We start from the raw sequence: 16,960 nt of genomic DNA on the forward strand, positions 1-16,960 counted from the left end.
ACAGATATGCAACTCAAAACACATTAAAGCTGTGAAATAGCAGCCATATCTGAATATCATATAAAAGCGTCAAATTTCCATCATGCGATTCACTTCAATGTGAAGGGCGGTAGCGTGTCTGGTTAAGAACAGATCTGAGACGATAGAATATCGCTTTATTATTTCGAATCACTTGTCACTGATTAACGATACAACGAACATGAATGATGAAATCATATGTGAATCAGTTACATAGAAATTGATGCAAAAGCGAGATATACGACATCATATGGTAATCTCAGGTAATTTGTTTAATATCAGATACTTATATATAGATCTGTATGAAGAAATATACGACATGATGTCGTTGAATAAAATGTTATTTTTTAATTTACAAATAAATAAAAGGTTGTTTTATATGGAGCCAGCGGTTGGAAGAGATTGGGCAGGTAAGCTTGTTATTCATGGGGAGACTATCGAATCATTCAATATTGTACCAAACTCATTCTCTGATATGGTATCAATGATTGACACAGACTCTGTTACAGTCCAGTTATTTGATATAGTTAGTCGTATGTATCTAAAGAATACAAACGTTAAGTTGTCGGTTAAGAACTTACACAAAGACGACGCATTCTTATTGGTTTTTGGTGGTTGGATTCCTTGTTCTTTCATAAAGAACCAAACAATATTATTAGCAGATAGAAATGTTGTAAGTCAGATCGTTAGCCGTTATGTAAATGGCAAAAAGAAAAAAAATAAGCCCGATGATTCGTTCGATAGCATTTTTTTAAACAATAAGGTTATCGTGGATATAACGGCTTTTGTTATTGAGGGAAACGAAAACAAAACCCCTGATAATGCAATGATTGATGAACAAGTTGAACGTGTTACTAAATCATTGAAAGCAGCCCTACCTAAGTTAAATATTGCTCAGTATCCGAACGGTAATGAGTACTACTACCCGTTTCGGGATATGTTAGCTGACACAATCCAGAAAAGAATGAGTTTTCTTCAAAAAGTGGCGCCAAAGTTGAATAAGCAGTTCACCGAAAACTCTAGGGAAGCCGCGGTAAAGTTTGTGTTTAGCTCTGCGGAAGAAGTTAAACTAGTAAAAAGTGATCTAGCTGTAGTATTGGCTTTATTAAGAGTTACCATGAATGGTAAAAAAACCGCAGCACAACGAGTTCTTAAGGACTCTCAAGTATACACAGATGTAGACTCCTATAATGCAGTATGTGACTTGACTGCGATTGAACTTATGATAAGCCTGCATAAATTCCATACAGAGAATGGCAGTGCTTTTAATACAGCATTCATTACTATGGATAAAGGCTTGGCACTTTATTCTTCGCTTTTTTCAAACACGAAAATAGCTAGTGGTTCTGCTGATAATCTTGATGTGAGTGCGCGTATTACTACAGAAGTCTTTGGGGATGACCCAGAGATAGCGAAAATGTATAAAGAATGGTTTTCAGGAAAACTTTAGCATACAAATCAAAATCAAATCAAAATCAAACAAATAAGGATACGTGTCGCGCAGCCGACACTTCTATACGGGTGTTGAACAAGCCCGGACAGCTTTATTAAGTAAATTGTTCAATTGGCATTCGGTGGGGAGAATTACAAGGACAGACACATTAAAGGGGAACGTGATGACGTTGTTGTTTCTTCATGTGTCTGTCCAAATGTTTTTCTATGTGAGGCTCCACAGGCTTTCATGCCGATGATTGCAGGCAGGATATTGGAAAACGTCTCAAGGACTTTTGACCGCGTTATTGTTTTGTGGATCAACACCTTGCCTCGGTGATCTTCTCTGTAGATACTGAAGCTATGTTTGGTTAAATCGATGCCATAGACAGATTGTGACATGGTGACCTCCGGTAATTTCGTAGTCAGACTTACCTAGTGTGGCAGAGCCTGATGAGGGGGAGTCCATGTCATTCGTTATGTTCTTATTAAATAATGTGAAGCTCTAGACAACTTATTGTGTACCCTCTGAAATTGATTCTTATTTTTGATCTCAAGCGATATATCGCTCCAATAAATGTGTAATACTATAGTTGCATATAGCGTTATATGCGACTGACTATGAGGTATAAATGGAAATTTACAAAGACATTGATAATGATTCAGGTGTTCGAGGCTACGAAATTGGAGCTGATTATATAACGGTTTGGTTTGATGGTACTGCACGACCATATACTTATAGCTATGCCAGTGCAGGAAGTGGTCACGTTGATTCAATGAAAAAGTTAGCAGCTTCAGGTGATGGGCTAAATGCGTACATCAACCGCAATGTTAAGTTCAAATATGTACGCTAGATTTTGAAAGCACGAACATAGCAAAGTATTTAAGAGTGATTCCCAACGCTTGGAAATTCTTATTCCATCGTTGGGTTTCGTGTTTACGGTGGTATGGTTTAGGTTTGGCGGTAGCGTTGCTCACACCTTGATGCGGCGTTAACAGTATTGAGGGGTTTTCGTGGCTGATTACATAAATAAAAATATTCTTAGTCAGGCGTATATTCACGTTGAGCCAACGGGAATTGAGACTGAAGAACAGCTTGAAGCGTTCAAAGAAAGCCTAAGAGCTTTTACGTTAAGTCGTACAGAGTTCTTCTTATCTGAAGGACTTGATATAAATATTGAGTTTGAAGAAGGGTCGATTAAAGCGCGAGTAACGGTTATTGGTACATTAATGCTTCTACTACAAGGCATTAGCTCATACAAAGATTTTAGAGAAGGTCTTCAGTTGCTCTATTCGGATGCGAAGTGGTTGTCAGATGCAATCATATCGGAGTCTTTGTATCAAACCAAAGCAAAACACCATGATGTAATTCGGGTTGAAGCTAGGACTGGAATAATTGGCTCTGTTCATAAGGTATTGAATCAGCTAGAAAGAATTAAAAGTGGCGCAAAAGGCGTTATGCTTGCTTCCGATATTGTTGAAAAAATTGATGATGTTCAAGTTGAGCTATCAAAGTTAATGGACAATATCTGTGACTTAGATGATCGCAACTTAGTCGCTAAAGAGTGCAAATATTTGGTTCAAGAATTACCAGAGATACCAGTGCCTCCGAAAGATAAAACCAATAGCAATCATGCTATCAATGAATATCGACGCAAAAAGTCTACACTTAGCTCCTCTATAGATATTCATGTAATTGTTGAGGAGTAAGGTGAAAGCATACTGTTAACAAACATGATTTTTGCTGTCGGTTGTAGTGCGTTCCTCCGCTTGCGGTATGGCGGCCATTCTCCTTGTTCTGTTCGCCTTTCGGCGGTGATATGGACGTATTGAATTACAAGGACAGACAAGCTAAAGAGGAATTTTATGAAGTTTTTCTTCATTTGTCTGTCCAAATGTTTTTCTCTGTGAGGTCTCACGGGCTTCCATGTCGATGATTGCAGGTGGGATGTTGGCAAAAGTCGAGAGGACTTTCGATCGTGTTATTGTTTTGTGGGTCAACACCTTGCCTTGCTGAACCTCACCGTGGATACTGAAGCTATGTTTGGCTAAATCAATGCCATAGACAGATTGTGACATGGTGGCCTCCGGTGATTTCGTATTCAGACTTACCTCAGTGTGGCAAAGCCTGATGAGAAGAGGGAGTCCATGTCATTCGTTAGGTTTCAACAGGAAGTCATTATGAATCAAGATTTTTATACAATAGCAATTAGTGTGATAAGTTTATCAGTTGCTATTTTTGCTCTTTATCTGAACTACCGAAACCATAACATTAGTCGGAAATCTTATTTAGTAAACCGAGAACTAATTCGGAATGGAAGTTTACACCTAGATTTTGTTAAAGCAACCCAACTGGAAGATCGTTATGTGGTTCATTTGGTCATTTTTAATCCTTCCGAAATTGGGTTGCTTCTTCACAGTCTTACTGTCTTTGAAATCGTAGAAAATAGAAGCTGGATAAATGAGCTTTTAAATAAATGTGAATGGCGAGAGTTGTCTGACGCAAAATGGTGGCCAACAAAGAACTTAGATGACTTAAATATAAAGACGAGATCTGATGAATATAAAAACGTTTATGTGGAAAGTAATAGAGATATATATGTTTCAATTCCTGGTTTCATGCCAAGGTCTAAGCATAAGTTCGAAATCATGACAAACCTAGGTGAATACGCACATATTGGAAGCGTTGATTCAATTAGAAGCTATTTCTCGCATTGTTTTCAGCAGTTTTGGCATGAAAAATGAACCTTAATTACAGGGACAGTCACCTCAAAGAACTGCTTATGGAAATTGTCTGACACGCATAGAACAATGCTGAGAGAACGACCGGATTTGAAGCGCGACATTCACTCAGCCAAGAATGTCTGTCAACTAAAAATAGTCATCAAATCAGGGCTATAAAAATATTGTGACGTGGTGGCCTATAAGAATACCGTAATCAGGCTGATCAAGTTCGGAAAAGCATGATGAGGGGACATGTTATTTGTTATGTATTTTAGAGCCTTATCACGCACTTATATATTTTCTACCTCATAATGTATTAAGTTGGATTAACGTTGGTTTGTGATAATAAGGAGTATGTATGAGAAAAAAAAGATGGGTTCTGTTATCTGGTCTATTGGCTAGCTTTAGCTTACAAGCTGCAAGTTTAGATAGCCTGAAGAGTGTTCCAGCGAGTCAGTATGACTTTGGTAAGTTACAGCTCGAATTGTCTGCTTATTTATTTACCGACAAGCTGAAAGACGAAAGAATAAACGGAACAAGTTTTAAAGTCGAAAAATTTGAAGTTGAAGAATCTGATAATAAGCTTCTTTTGGTAAGTAATTTAGTAGGAAAAACAAAAGACATCAGTGAGTCGCAGTGTAATACACTTCTTGTTGGTTTAACTAAGAATTATTTTTTCTCTAATCTGCCGAAAAAAATATGGCCAGATTTACCTGAAAAGGAATACGTTGGGCTGTCCGAAGAGGTGAAGTTATCGATCAAACTTATCTCAAAGGAAAACTCAGAATTCTTTGTTCAGTGTTAGGATGTTTACAATAAACGATTATGGCGTTAAGAGCTAAATCATTCTGATTGTTAATGTCATGAGATGCCATCGCATAGCATCGAATTCAGGGTGATAAGCATCTTTCTGAGGCAAGTGATGAGATCGAGTGGCATATATGAAAAAGTTTCAAGGGCTTCGTCTGCATGGTTTTTTGTGAGTATCCGGTTATTTCGTTATCAAGGATACCAAATGTGGCAAAGCTTGATGTGGGGAGTCCATGTCATTCGTTAAGTACTTATTAAAATTGGTAGGCTTATCAGAATTACAAGGACAGTCACGTCAAAGAACGCCCCAAAGCCCAGGCGAAATAGTCTCGTTACCTTGTTGAGCCTCGGGCGGGCATTGTCTACAATGACGCACTTTGTACATACATCAGGTCATGAACATGAGCGACACTAACGATAAACCAGCTTTACCCGATCATCTTGCCGGTAACCCTCGCAGCCCACACTATGTGGCGGAGTGTTTTGAACACCATATCGGCATTCGTCTGAATGGCAAAGAGCGTACTGATGTTGAAGAATATTGCATCAGTGAGGGTTGGGTCAAAATCCCTTCACCGAAAGCAAAAGATCGTTTTGGTCAGCCAATGCTGATCAAACTGAAAGGCGAAGTAGAAGCTTTCTATAAATAAGTGGTTTTTTACTGCTTATAATCCAACACATAGAGTGAGAGAATTGCTGGCTCTATGTGTTGGTTCAACTGTCTATATAAACATATCGGCAGCTTTCATATCCCCATGCTCGTTATTTATACTTGTTACTAAATGTTTGGCGTTTATTGCAGTTTAAACGTTTACGTCATTGATGAGTTATAAAATGTGCTTATTCATCCCTGATTGTGGCGCTATATAAAAGGAGGTGATTTTGAACCAGGAAGGTCTTAAGCTCGAGCAATTACCACTTCAAAAAGAACTCATTCATTCGGCATGTACCGCTTTTTATCCTGATGAAAATATCATTGCAGCTGTATTGCTGGGCTCACTTGCAGCCGGTACAGGTGACCGTGTTTCGGATGCAGACATTATCGTTTTCACCCAAAAAGACTGTCATAACTCTGTTCGTTCATGTTTTTCAGATTTTGAATCAGAAAAAGACATCTTTTATTGTCTCGATGGATTTCATAACGAGAATGCTTATTTCAAGAAGCACATATTCAATGATCTGACAAGTGCTGAGATTCATTGTTTAGATTTAAGTGAACCCTTTTATATATCCAAACCGTTTAACGTGCTATTCGATAAGAAGGGTATCGTAGAAAGCCGGTTAACCGACGAAAAATCTCCTAAGCATGATGATTTTCCAGTGTATACCAACGGTGATAAAGGCTTAATCTGGGAGTTGTTTGATTGCATCAAGTGGCTCAGTCGTGACAATCATGAGTTGGCAAAATCGTACCTTAAGAAGTTATCAGAAAAACTGTGACTGTTTGTATGGCAAGGGATTGTGCCATGAAATGTCAAAGGCCGTTGTGTTTTCATCTTATATGACACCATATCCAGGTAGCATGATTCACATCCCTTCGGCAGGTGTTATTGTGTTCTTAAAATCATGGAGACTTGTGACTTGTGATATTCCCAAAAGCGTTAACTATTGGTGACAAAATAGGCTTCTTTTCACCGTCTTCACCCGCAACAGTATTCGCACCCAATCGATTTTCAAGAGCGAAAGCCTACCTGGAAGGTCAAGGGTTTGAGCTGGTTGAAGGAGCCTTGACAGGATGTTCAGACTCATATCGCTCTGGATCAATTCAGGCCAGGGCTGAAGAGTTCAATCAGCTTATCCGAGATCCAAGCATTCGATGCATTATGTCGACCATTGGCGGTAATAACAGTAATTCATTATTGCCATATATTGATTACAAGGCTCTGAGAAAAGATCCAAAAATCATTGTTGGTTATTCCGATGTGACTGCACTTTTACTTGGTATTTATGCACAAACGGGTCTTGTCACTTTTTATGGACCCGCTTTAGTGGCATCGTTTGGTGAGTTTCCGCCTTTAGTTGATGACACTTTTCAGTCATTTCTGGATATATTGAGTTCAGAGAAAAGTGAATATCAATATGTCATGCCTGAACGCTGGACAGACGTTAAACTGGATTGGGAAACACAAAATACGGCAAAGCCTGTTTTTAGCAACGAATGGACATTTCTTGGGGGCGGAAAAATCACCGGGCGTATTATTGGCGGTAATCTGAATACCATGGCAGGTATTTGGGGAAGCCATTATATGCCAGAAATACACTCAGGTGACATACTGCTGATTGAGGACTCATTAAAAGGAATAGAAACTGTTGAACGCTCGTTTGCTCACTTAAAGGCTTGTGGCGTCTTTGACAAGGTTGGAGCGATAGTGCTTGGTAAGCATGAGCTTTTTGATGACAAAGGAACAAATTGTTCGCCATTAGACGTCTTGCTTGAAGTTCTTAATGGTCAGAACATGCCAATATTATATGGCTTTGACAGTTGTCATACCCATCCCATGCTGGTGACACCTTTAGGTGTGCAAGCCAGCATTGACTTTGATAATCAGATTTTTCAGCTGGAAAGCCAGTGGTTAGCCGGGAAATAAGCAATGATTCAGAGAGCTCGTTACCAGGACAGACACACTATACGTAGTTAGGACAATTGATGATTAAGAGGAAATATGAAATTTCTTAGTCCGGATCAGTATCAAAAAGCCTGTCATGAGCGGTTTGATTATTATCTGAATCAAATACGGAGGCTGTTGCCAGCAGCAAGAGTCGAGCATGTGGGAGCGTCATCTGTTCCAGGTGTTATTTCAAAAGGTGATCTTGATATCTTGATCGGCGTTGATGCGCACGAGCTGGAAGCTTCTGCGCGTATTTTGCTCACCTTGGGGTTCCAAGAAAAGAAAAACACACTGAGAACAGCTGAACTATGCATGCTTGAGTCAACAAGCGAAGATGTGGCTTTTCAGGTGGTAGCGATAGGTTTAGAGCTCGAGTGCTTTGTGGATTTTCGTGACAGGTTACGCGCATCTCCAGATTTAGTGGTTCAGTACAATGAGTTAAAGAAATCGTGCGAGGGTTTGTCACACGACGAGTACCGTGAAAAGAAGTCGACGTTTATTGAGCACGTTTTAGCGCAGGTATAGCAAGAGATAATAAGGACAGTCATGATAGTTACAAGGACAGTCACGCATAAGTCAGAGCCAGACAGACCTGTACCAGATTCAAAAATTCGCTTTCATATTCTTTTTATAAAGACTGATTTACAGCATGCTGGAATACAAAGTCAGATTTTATGTCTTTTACATGATTTCCAGGCGAGCAGCAGCATACGAATGTATCGCTGTTGAGGATCTGTTTGCTGTGAATGGGTTAAGGGAGCTGTACACCGGTTCGGCGCTGCCGGTTCAATTTCGGCAAAACAGCTTGAATTGACGAGGTGGTGCCAATGAGGGGGCCTGTTGCTATCTTGGTGCAGATATTCAACCATGAAGCTGTATTAAAACCGAGCCGTTCAAGGATGGGATGCTGGGTTGAGCGGATATGGTGATGTTTTCCTTCTCTGATTTGCCGTCCGGTCCACTCAACCAGTTCAATATAATCGAACAGGTGAAAAGGCAGTCCTTCTGGCATATTGCTGCGCGGATTGCCCGCGAAGGGAAAAAGATTGGGCGCCGTTGCTTCGTTTTTTTGAAGCGATTTAATGCGCGCTTTAACGGAAGTGTAGGCGGAGGTTTCCGGTGTCTCCGCGATACCGGCCCGGATCGGGTTTAAATCGACGTACGCCATGGCGGCAGCTAAAGCATTGTCATCCAGCAATGCCTGGCTTTTGAAGCGGCCTTCCCAAAAATGGCCAGTGCAGTCGTCTTCCTGATTGGCTTTGCTGGCAATGTACTGATTGAGCAGGCGCATGAACCAGCTGATGGAACAAAGCCGCTCGCGCCAGGTTTTGATGAGGGTTAAGCAAGCAGACTGTTCGGCCTCGGATAAGGCCTCGTGCTTCAAAAACCGCTGAATCAGCGCAGGGGCGCGATGTAAGGTGAGCCAGCGCTCTATAACTTCATGGTTCGAGAGGCGGTGGGCCTGCTCCTTGTTGATATGCAGAACGACATGGTAGTGATTGCTCATAATGGCGTAGGCGCAAACATCCACACAAAAGACACTGGCAATCCGTTTCAATCGCTTCTCAACCCATCCCCGCCGGTGTTCATAGCTGGTCTGGGTCAGTTCATCGTAGCCGCAAAGAAAGGAGCGGCGAACACAGCGGGAAACACAATGGTAGTAGGGCGTAGCTTCTATACTGATAAGTTGGCTGCGTGCTGTCGTCATTGGGAGTCACAATAATTGAACTGGATAAACATACAGTATACGTCTGTGCTGGCCGGAAAAAGGAGCAAATCACGAAGTGGGGATCTGGGTCAGAATCTCATGAAATTGATGAAGTTGTTTTTTTCTTCAGCTGTCTGTCCTTGTAGAACTGATGTCTGTCCTGGTAGATCTGTGATCGGTTCTCACCGCCATTTAATGTCGCTCAGACGGGTGTTGATTGCCCTTTGTTGCCTTTTCTCCCCCAGCCAGAGCTACACGGAAGAGCTGAAATTACAGAGTCTTAGTATTCGCGCCCGTGTTTCAGAGCAGACATTACTTGGGGATGATGCGCCGGAGGATTTTGAGGTGTATGACGTGGCGGCGAACTTCAGCTTACCATGGCAAGATTATTCCACTTCAGGTTGGGGAATGGGCACGCGCTTGATGGTGAGTGCCGGAATGCTGCAGGCGACCGGGGGAAATGCTTTTGTTGTCTCTGCTATCCCCGAATTGACCCTGGGCAGTGAAAACGGCAGGTTTACGCTGGATTTAGGAGCCGGTGGGGCACTATTCAGTAAGTATCGCTTTGGAATGCAAGATTATGGCGGGCCTTTCCAGTTTGCCCTGACTTTTGGCGTTGGTGTGCCGCTGTTTAACAATCTGGGGTTAGGCTATCGTTTTCTTCATTATTCCGATGCTGGTGTGAATGGATCTGATACAACAGGGGCTGATTTCCACATGATTGAAATGAGCTATCGGTTTTGATTGCTTGGGATTACAGGGACAGACATGTTATACGGTGCTAACAAGGACAGGCACATTAAACAGGCTGAGTGATTCATTTGTTGTGTCTGTCCGCGTATTTGCATTATTCCGATGCTGGTGTGAATGGATCTGATACAACAGGGGCTGATTTCCACATGATTGAATTGAGCTATCGGTTTTGATTGCTTGCGGGATTACAGGGACAGACATGTTATACGGTGCTAACAAGGACAGGCACGTTAAACAGGCTGAGTGATTCATTTGTTGTGTCTGTCCGCGTATTTGTATATGCAGGACTATATTCAGGGAGCGGTGAGAGCGCATGAAGACAATTGGACTGATAGGCGGAATGAGTTGGGAAAGTACGATCGGGTACTATCGGAAAATTAACCAAGGTGTAAAAAATACGTTGGGTGGTCTCCACTCAGCTAAAATCCTTCTTCATAGTGTTGATTTTGCTCCTATTGAAAAATTACAGCACAGTGGCAACTGGACAGGTGCGGCTGAGATACTGGTTGATGCGGCAAAAAGTGTAGAATCTGCGGGGGCCGACTTCGTGTTGATCTGCACGAATACCATGCATAAAGTTGCCCCAGAGGTAGAGCAGAGCATCAGGATTCCCCTGCTTCATATTGCTGATGCCACTGGTGAAGAGCTCGTAAAAGACGGGATCAGCAAGGTGGGTCTATTAGGCACCGCTTTTACAATGGAGCAATCTTTCTATAAAGATCGTTTGTCGGAAAAGTACGGTCTTGAGGTTGTCATACCCAGCGAAAAAGATCGAAAGCTGGTTCATGACATCATTTATAACGAACTTTGCCTGGGTAATATTAATGCGACATCTCGTCATGAGTATATTCGTATAGTCAATGAATTAGAGCTGGCTGGTGTTGATGCTGTTATTTTGGGGTGCACTGAAATAGGCATGTTAATCTCTCAGGAGCATTCTGGTATCCCTCTGTACGACACGACGGCCATCCATGCCGCCAAAGCCGTGGAGTGGGCTATGTCGTGAAGTGCTGCAAACCGCCAGCTTCAGACGGCTCAGAGGAAACCGAACAGCGCGAGAGAGACGAATGAAATCACCTGTAACAAGCCAAGCGGTACAAAGCAATATAGAGAATCTGTATCGCAACGAGGCCCGTAAAGTGTATGCGAGCTTAATTCGTTTGCTGGGTGACTTTAATCTCGCAGAAGAGGCTTTGCACGATGCGTTCAGCACGGCGTTAACTCAGTGGCCGAAAGAGGGGATTCCTGATAACCCCAGCGCCTGGCTGGTGTCTGTCGGACGCTTCAAAGCCATCGATCATCTGCGCCGGCAAAAACGGCAAGTCGAGATTGTCTCAGAGCTGTTCGATGCTCCCAATGATGCATCCTTTATCCGTACTGACACTGAAAGTCCATTCGAATTCGATGATCAGGTGATTGAAGACGATCAGCTGCGGTTGATCTTTACCTGCTGTCATCCGGCCATTGACGCCAAAGTGCAGGTGGCGCTGACGCTGAGGGAAGTGTGTGGTTTGACTACTGAAGAAATTGCCAGCGCCTTTCTGACGTCGCCATCCACCATGGCCCAGCGCATTGTGCGGGGTAAGGCAAAAATCCGCGAAGCGAACATTCCCTTTCAACTGCCTTCAAAAACTGAGTTGCCGGACAGAATTGAATCTGTGTTGTCTGTCATCTATCTGGTCTATAACGAAGGCTACTCTGCGTCGGCGGGGGAGCGTGTCACACGTTCCGAGCTGACGGCGGAAGCCATTCGTTTGGCGCGTTTAGTGAGATCCTTGCTGCCCGATGCTGAAGTGTCTGGCCTGCTGGCGCTCATGCTGCTCAATGAATCCCGCCGAGGCGCCCGAACGGATCAGCAAGGCGATATTGTATTGCTGGAAGATCAGGATCGCAGGTTGTGGGATGCCGTTCTGATACAAGAGGGGATTGCCTTAGTACAGAGTGCTCTGGAAACCAGAAATATTGGCCATTACACATTACAGGCCGCGATTGCGGCGGTTCACGCCCAGGCGGCGGATATGGCCAGCACGGATTGGGTCCAGATAGTGTCACTTTATACCCTGCTCCTTCAAGTAGCACCCTCGCCAGTCATTGAGCTTAATCGGGCTGTCGCCGTGGCGATGCGAGATGGTCCGCAGGCAGGGATCGAGATCGTTGAAAATCTGCTTGAACAAAAAGTCCTCCAAACCTATCACCTCACCTATGCGACCTATGGCGAATTGCTCAGCCGTGCCGGTCGGGTGCAAGAAGCTATCTCTGCATTTGAGCACGCTCTGAGCCTGGTTCAGCAAGCCCCGGAACAGCGTATTCTCAGACGAAAGCTGGCACTGCTGACAACACCTTAAATAGTTACCTGTCAAAAGATCAAAAAATTTTCATCGGTTGTCGATTTGCTAAAGCTTCACTCGACTATTGTGTAGAGAGCAAAAAGAAGCCGCTCTTAAATCAACCTGAATACACAGACAGGAGAAGCACAATGAAAGTCATGGTAATTGTGAAAGCCAGTGAAAGTTCGGAAGCCGGCAAGATGCCAACCCAGGAATTGTTACTGGCCATGGGCGAGTTCAACGAAACTCTGGTGAAAGCCGGTGTCATGGCATCGGGCGACGGTTTAAAACCCAGCAGTGAAGGCATTCGCGTACGTTTTAAGGGCAGTGAGCGTACCGTGACCAAAGGGCCATTTGCCGAAACCAATGAGTTAGTGGCCGGTTATTGGGTCTGGAACGTCAGCTCAATGGACGAAGCCGTTGAATGGGTTAAAAAATGTCCCAACCCGATGGAAGAAGCGTCCGACATTGAAATTCGCCCTTTTTATGAAATGGACGATTTTGCTGAGATCGACAGCGACGGATCGGCTCGTGCACAAGAAACTCAGTTAAGGCAAACACTTGCGATGCAACAAGCGCAATCACACTGCTATCTGTTTTTCTCTGGCTGCTGTGATGAGGCGCTGCAATATTACCAGAAACACCTCGGCGCCAGTGTGGTCATGCTATTTCGGTTCAATGAAAGCCCGGATCCTGTGCCCGAGGGTATGTTACCTCCCGGCTTTGAAAACAAGGTGATGCACTGCGAATTTACGGTCGGAAACATGACACTTTTTGCCTCTGACGGCTGTGGTGACGAGGGGCCGTTTACCGGGTTCAATCTGGCATTAACGATTGACTCCGAAGCGGAAGCGCGTCGTGTATTTGATGCACTGGCAGACGGTGGTTCGGTTCGTATGCCGCTGGATAAAACCTTCTGGTCACCTTTATATGGCCAGGTAACGGATAAGTTTGGCATGGGCTGGATGGTGATGTTACCAGGCGACGACAGCCAGCAGTAGCAGGCTTCTGAAATCAGACAGGAGTATCAGGGTGATGAAATATGTAGCTTTGGTCTACTACGACGAATCAGTAATGAAAACGCTGACGCAAGATGAGTGGGATGCGCTCAACCGTGAGTGTATCGATTGCGGTGAATCCCTGCGGTCGCGTGACTATATGATCGGAGGCGAGGCGCTGCTGTCTGTCCAGACGGCAACCACGTTACGAGTTCGAAATGGCAAGGTGGACATTACGGACGGCCCGTTTGCTGAAACCAAAGAACAGCTGGCAGGTTTCTACCTGTTGGATGTCAGGGATCTGAATGAAGCGATTCAGATGGCCAGTAAGATCCCGCCTGCACGCTACGGCAGCGTAGAAATTCGTCCGGTACGCGAGTTGCAGGGCGAAAATAACGTGAGTTATCAAGACGCAGAGGTGCGTAACGCACCATAGGCAGAGGAGAAAGATCATGAGTTATGTTGATGGCTTTGTTTGCGCTGTGCCAACAGACAAACGAGAAGAATACCGACAACATGCCGCAGAGGCCGCACAGGTCTTTAAAAAATACGGCGCCGAGCGTGTGGTCGAAACCTGGGGCGATGATATACCAGATGGCGAAGTCACGTCTTTTCCTATGGCAGTTAAATGTAAAGACAGTGAGACAGTGGTGTTTTCATGGATCCAATGGCCTTCAAAAGCGGCACGAGACGAAGGCATGGCTCTGTTTATGAAAGATCCTATCTGTGATCAGAATCTGAACCACATGCCGTTTGATGGTAAGCGCCTTATTTATGGCGGGTTCGAAACTATTGTAGATTGCTAGAGACTGTAGAAACGCGGTGCTGACATGCACCGCTCAGTCTGGTTAACCACAAGGAAAAACGCATGATTGTTGTTGCCCGGTTTTCGTTTCCCCATGAAGCGCATATTGCGAAAGCCAGCCTTGAGGCTGCCGGTATCCATAGCCATCTGGCTGACGAGCATACAGTGAATGTGCAGTGGCTGTATTCCAATGCGATGGGTGGCGTACGTCTGATGGTCGCGAAACAACAGGCTGAACAAGCTCGTGATATTTTGAGCTGCGACTTCTCACAAGCTGTTGAGTCTCAAGCTGTCGAGGACAGTCATATCTTCACCGGGGAAGCGGATGCCTGTCCGCGTTGTGGTAGTCATGATTTACTGCCGTACACAAAGGGAAAGCGACCCGCTTTTGTCGTTTTCCTTTTACTGGGCTTTCCCTTGTTTTTTTACCGCCATGGCTATCGATGCAAAGCTTGTGACGAGTTCACTGAAAAGCTTTGAGCCAGCGGCAGAGTGCCTTGTTATAAAGAGTGTTTATTCTCCTACTCATTAATACTACGCCGGTGACAAGCTGCACATTGCGAACAGCAATTAATCGCTGCATCTGGTGTCTGTCCTGATAGTTTCACTCAGCCTGAACCAAACGACACTCAAAAGGCTTTGTCGATGGAGCCTGGTTAATCTTCAGTCCCGATAAAGTGATACAAAGTCCTCTGGGTGAGGCGTTAGTTATTTCTAGCTGCCCACCATGCATTTCAGCGACTTGCTTAACGATGGCTAAACCAAGACCAAAGCCTTGTTTAGAGCGATCAAGGCGCACCTTTCTTTCAAGCATAGACTCAAGATCCTGGTCGCAAACGCCGCTACCTTGGTCGGTAACAGACAGTGACAGGCTGTCATTGCCAGATGTCAGCTTTAATACAATTTCGCCTTCTCCCTGGTGTGATTTACCGTATTTAAGAGCGTTCTCTATAAGGTTAAGTAAAGCACTTTCTAATAGAGCCTCGTCTATTCGACAAACTGCTGACTCTATCTTTGTTTCAAAGGCAATTGCTTGACCTTGGCTGAATACCATTGGGGCATACTTCTCACAGAAATTTCGACAAAACTCGACGAGATCTAAGCATGACCAATATTTATTAGAAACAGTGCTATTCTGCGCTTTAACATAATGCAGCATCTGTTCGGTCAACCGGGTCATTAATGTGATATTACGGTCAACGTCATTCAATTTTTCGATTTGAAAATCGCGGCGATACATGGCGAGCTGCATTTTCATTTCTGCTAAAGGAGTGCGTAGCTGATGCGATAGGTCGGAATTAAAATTATGACTGATCTTAATGCTGCGCTGCAGTCGTGCCATTAAATTATTTAGTGATCGGACTAAAGCTTCGACCTCTGGTGGAACATCGGTTTCAATAGGATCGAGATTGGCCTCTGACCGCATCCTGATCTCTTTCTGTAACCTGCTCAGTGGATGAAGCCCTTTCTGAACAATAAAGGCCACGAGAATCAGTGTCCCGATACATATCAGTACAGCAGCAAAAGCTATCTGTTTCCGGAGCCCGGATATTGTGGTATGTCTGCCCTGATTGGATTCTGCCACAACGATGAGTGCGTCACCGAGAGGTGTTTTGGATGTATATTGAACCGCCCGAAGTTCTGTGCCAGCGTAAATGGTATGATAAAACACGGTAGGATAACCTTTCTTATCTGCCAGCGATAAGCCATCGAAACCTGCTAACAGATCTCCGTTTGGCGCTACGATCCGATAAAAAATTTTCTCACTATGTGTATCGCTTAAAGTATCTATGGAGAAATAATCCATATCGATTTTAAGCTTATCGTCTTTTACATAAAGTTTATCATCAAGATTTTTACTGACGGCGATCATCATGTTGTCGTACAGACGTTCCGTCTTATCTTTCAACACCCAGGTGCTTATAAAAAAAATAAGCCCTGTAAATATGATAAGCGCGCTGGTTATAGCGAGATACAATCGTTGTGACAGAGAATGAAAGTTAATCACGGGATGGCTTCTCCAACATATAGCCGAGTCCTCTAACGGTACGGATATTCAGGTCGGGAGAGAATTTTTTTCTAAGTCGTGATATGTATGTCTCAATAGCCGTTTCGCTCAACTCCTCATCAAAAGAGGATATGCGTTGTACGATTTTCGGCTTACTTACCACTCGCTCGACATTCGATAACAGACATTCGAGCACGGATACTTCACGGCGATGTAGTACAACTTCATTGCCGTAAAAAGTCACAGCCTTATTGATCACATCAAATGTCAACGCGCCATGTTCGATAGTGTTACTCACTCTTGATGAAGCGCGGCGCAGGAGTGCATGGACGCGCGCAACGACCTCCTCTGGTTCAAAGGGCTTACAAAGATAGTCATCCGCGCCTTCATTCAATCCTAGGATTCGCTCATCAAGAGCTGCACGAGCGGAGATTATCAGTACAGGAAGGTTGCTTTTTTTCTGACGTAAGCTGCGCAAAATTTGCAGCCCTTCACAGTCTGGAAGCCCTAAATCGAGCAAAAGCAGATCAAATTTTTGGGTTAGGATTACATGAGAAGCTTGTTCTCCCGAATGAAAAACATCAACCACAAAACCTTGTTCTACAAGTAAATTATGTAATCCTTCAGCGATAACGACGCTGTCTTCAACGATTAGTATCCGCATGAGCTACTTCAAATTTCTGATTTAAAAGCGCATATCTGCCACATGTGCAAGGTTGGTGACAGTATGTGAGGTTAGAGTTTCAGATGTAAACAAGAGGTTAACATC

Annotated in this window: 20 protein-coding genes; 16 read left to right on the top strand and 4 right to left on the bottom strand. The window is 43.8% G+C overall.

Annotated elements, in window-relative coordinates; genetic code table 11:
* The first annotated feature begins 337 nt into the window (after positions 1–337).
* The 3 genes from Q4491_RS02385 (at position 338) to Q4491_RS02395 (ending at position 3,159) form a co-directional block, all read left to right on the top strand.
* Positions 338–1,468 (top strand): hypothetical protein, encoded by a 1,131-nt coding sequence (locus tag Q4491_RS02385; RefSeq protein WP_303454084.1) that lies wholly within the window; start codon positions 338–340, stop codon positions 1,466–1,468.
* 613 nt (positions 1,469–2,081) lie between these two features.
* Complete coding sequence (locus Q4491_RS02390; protein ID WP_303454086.1) at positions 2,082–2,303, top strand: hypothetical protein; 222 nt, start codon at positions 2,082–2,084, stop codon at positions 2,301–2,303.
* 160 nt (positions 2,304–2,463) lie between these two features.
* The gene (locus tag Q4491_RS02395) at positions 2,464–3,159 is read left to right on the top strand and encodes a hypothetical protein (protein ID WP_303454089.1); all 696 of its coding nucleotides are present in this window, start codon (positions 2,464–2,466) and stop codon (positions 3,157–3,159) included.
* Positions 3,160–3,300: 141 nt separating this feature from the next.
* Here Q4491_RS02395 and Q4491_RS02400 read toward each other — a convergent pair whose 3' ends face one another.
* Positions 3,301–3,528: a hypothetical protein gene (locus tag Q4491_RS02400; RefSeq protein WP_303454092.1), complete on the bottom strand. Its 228-nt coding sequence runs from the start codon at positions 3,526–3,528 to the stop codon at positions 3,301–3,303.
* Positions 3,529–3,630: 102 nt separating this feature from the next.
* On the opposite strand from Q4491_RS02400, the gene Q4491_RS02405 reads away from it, so the two are divergent.
* The 6 genes from Q4491_RS02405 (at position 3,631) to Q4491_RS02430 (ending at position 8,117) form a co-directional block, all read left to right on the top strand.
* Positions 3,631–4,194: a hypothetical protein gene (locus tag Q4491_RS02405; protein ID WP_303454094.1), complete on the top strand. Its 564-nt coding sequence runs from the start codon at positions 3,631–3,633 to the stop codon at positions 4,192–4,194.
* Between the two features lie 337 nt (positions 4,195–4,531).
* Positions 4,532–4,978, top strand: coding sequence for a hypothetical protein (locus tag Q4491_RS02410; protein WP_303454101.1), 447 nt, complete (start codon positions 4,532–4,534; stop codon positions 4,976–4,978).
* 406 nt (positions 4,979–5,384) lie between these two features.
* A complete protein-coding gene (locus tag Q4491_RS02415) occupies positions 5,385–5,633 on the top strand; it encodes a DUF3297 family protein (protein ID WP_120511066.1) in 249 nt (82 codons plus the stop codon).
* Positions 5,634–5,865: 232 nt separating this feature from the next.
* The gene (locus tag Q4491_RS02420) at positions 5,866–6,423 is read left to right on the top strand and encodes a hypothetical protein (protein ID WP_303454105.1); all 558 of its coding nucleotides are present in this window, start codon (positions 5,866–5,868) and stop codon (positions 6,421–6,423) included.
* Positions 6,424–6,566: 143 nt separating this feature from the next.
* Complete coding sequence (locus tag Q4491_RS02425; RefSeq protein ID WP_303454108.1) at positions 6,567–7,571, top strand: S66 peptidase family protein; 1,005 nt, start codon at positions 6,567–6,569, stop codon at positions 7,569–7,571.
* 75 nt (positions 7,572–7,646) lie between these two features.
* Positions 7,647–8,117 (top strand): GrpB family protein, encoded by a 471-nt coding sequence (locus Q4491_RS02430; protein ID WP_303454110.1) that lies wholly within the window; start codon positions 7,647–7,649, stop codon positions 8,115–8,117.
* 226 nt (positions 8,118–8,343) lie between these two features.
* Here the strand turns inward: Q4491_RS02430 and Q4491_RS02435 are convergent, their stop codons facing one another.
* Positions 8,344–9,300, bottom strand: a complete 957-nt coding sequence (locus Q4491_RS02435; RefSeq protein ID WP_303454112.1) for a transposase — start codon at positions 9,298–9,300, stop codon at positions 8,344–8,346.
* A gap of 99 nt (positions 9,301–9,399) precedes the next feature.
* On the opposite strand from Q4491_RS02435, the gene Q4491_RS02440 reads away from it, so the two are divergent.
* From Q4491_RS02440 to Q4491_RS02470, 7 genes are all read left to right on the top strand, one after another.
* Positions 9,400–10,044 (top strand): acyloxyacyl hydrolase, encoded by a 645-nt coding sequence (locus Q4491_RS02440; RefSeq protein WP_303454113.1) that lies wholly within the window; start codon positions 9,400–9,402, stop codon positions 10,042–10,044.
* A 322-nt stretch (positions 10,045–10,366) separates the two neighbouring features.
* Entirely contained in the window at positions 10,367–11,059 is a 693-nt protein-coding gene (locus tag Q4491_RS02445) for an aspartate/glutamate racemase family protein (RefSeq protein ID WP_303454114.1), read from the top strand.
* Positions 11,060–11,120: 61 nt separating this feature from the next.
* Entirely contained in the window at positions 11,121–12,398 is a 1,278-nt protein-coding gene (locus Q4491_RS02450; RefSeq protein WP_303454115.1) for an RNA polymerase sigma factor, read from the top strand.
* A gap of 131 nt (positions 12,399–12,529) precedes the next feature.
* Entirely contained in the window at positions 12,530–13,381 is an 852-nt protein-coding gene (locus Q4491_RS02455) for a YciI family protein (protein ID WP_192016791.1), read from the top strand.
* 34 nt (positions 13,382–13,415) lie between these two features.
* Complete coding sequence (locus tag Q4491_RS02460) at positions 13,416–13,814, top strand: YciI family protein (protein WP_303454284.1); 399 nt, start codon at positions 13,416–13,418, stop codon at positions 13,812–13,814.
* Between the two features lie 16 nt (positions 13,815–13,830).
* On the top strand, positions 13,831–14,184 hold the full coding sequence (locus Q4491_RS02465; RefSeq protein WP_303454117.1) for a DUF1428 domain-containing protein: 354 nt from the start codon (positions 13,831–13,833) through the stop codon (positions 14,182–14,184).
* Positions 14,185–14,246: 62 nt separating this feature from the next.
* On the top strand, positions 14,247–14,663 hold the full coding sequence (locus Q4491_RS02470) for a DUF2007 domain-containing protein (protein ID WP_192016789.1): 417 nt from the start codon (positions 14,247–14,249) through the stop codon (positions 14,661–14,663).
* A 124-nt stretch (positions 14,664–14,787) separates the two neighbouring features.
* On the opposite strand, the gene Q4491_RS02475 is transcribed toward Q4491_RS02470, so the two are convergent.
* Positions 14,788–16,191 (bottom strand): sensor histidine kinase, encoded by a 1,404-nt coding sequence (locus Q4491_RS02475; protein ID WP_303454122.1) that lies wholly within the window; start codon positions 16,189–16,191, stop codon positions 14,788–14,790.
* Complete coding sequence (locus Q4491_RS02480) at positions 16,184–16,855, bottom strand: response regulator transcription factor (protein ID WP_303454123.1); 672 nt, start codon at positions 16,853–16,855, stop codon at positions 16,184–16,186. The genes Q4491_RS02475 and Q4491_RS02480 overlap by 8 nt, the downstream gene beginning before the upstream one ends.
* Positions 16,856–16,960: the final 105 nt, after the last annotated feature.

It is taken from the genome of Photobacterium sp. 2_MG-2023 (genome assembly GCF_030547675.1).
Taxonomy (GTDB): domain Bacteria; phylum Pseudomonadota; class Gammaproteobacteria; order Enterobacterales; family Vibrionaceae; genus Photobacterium; species Photobacterium arenosum.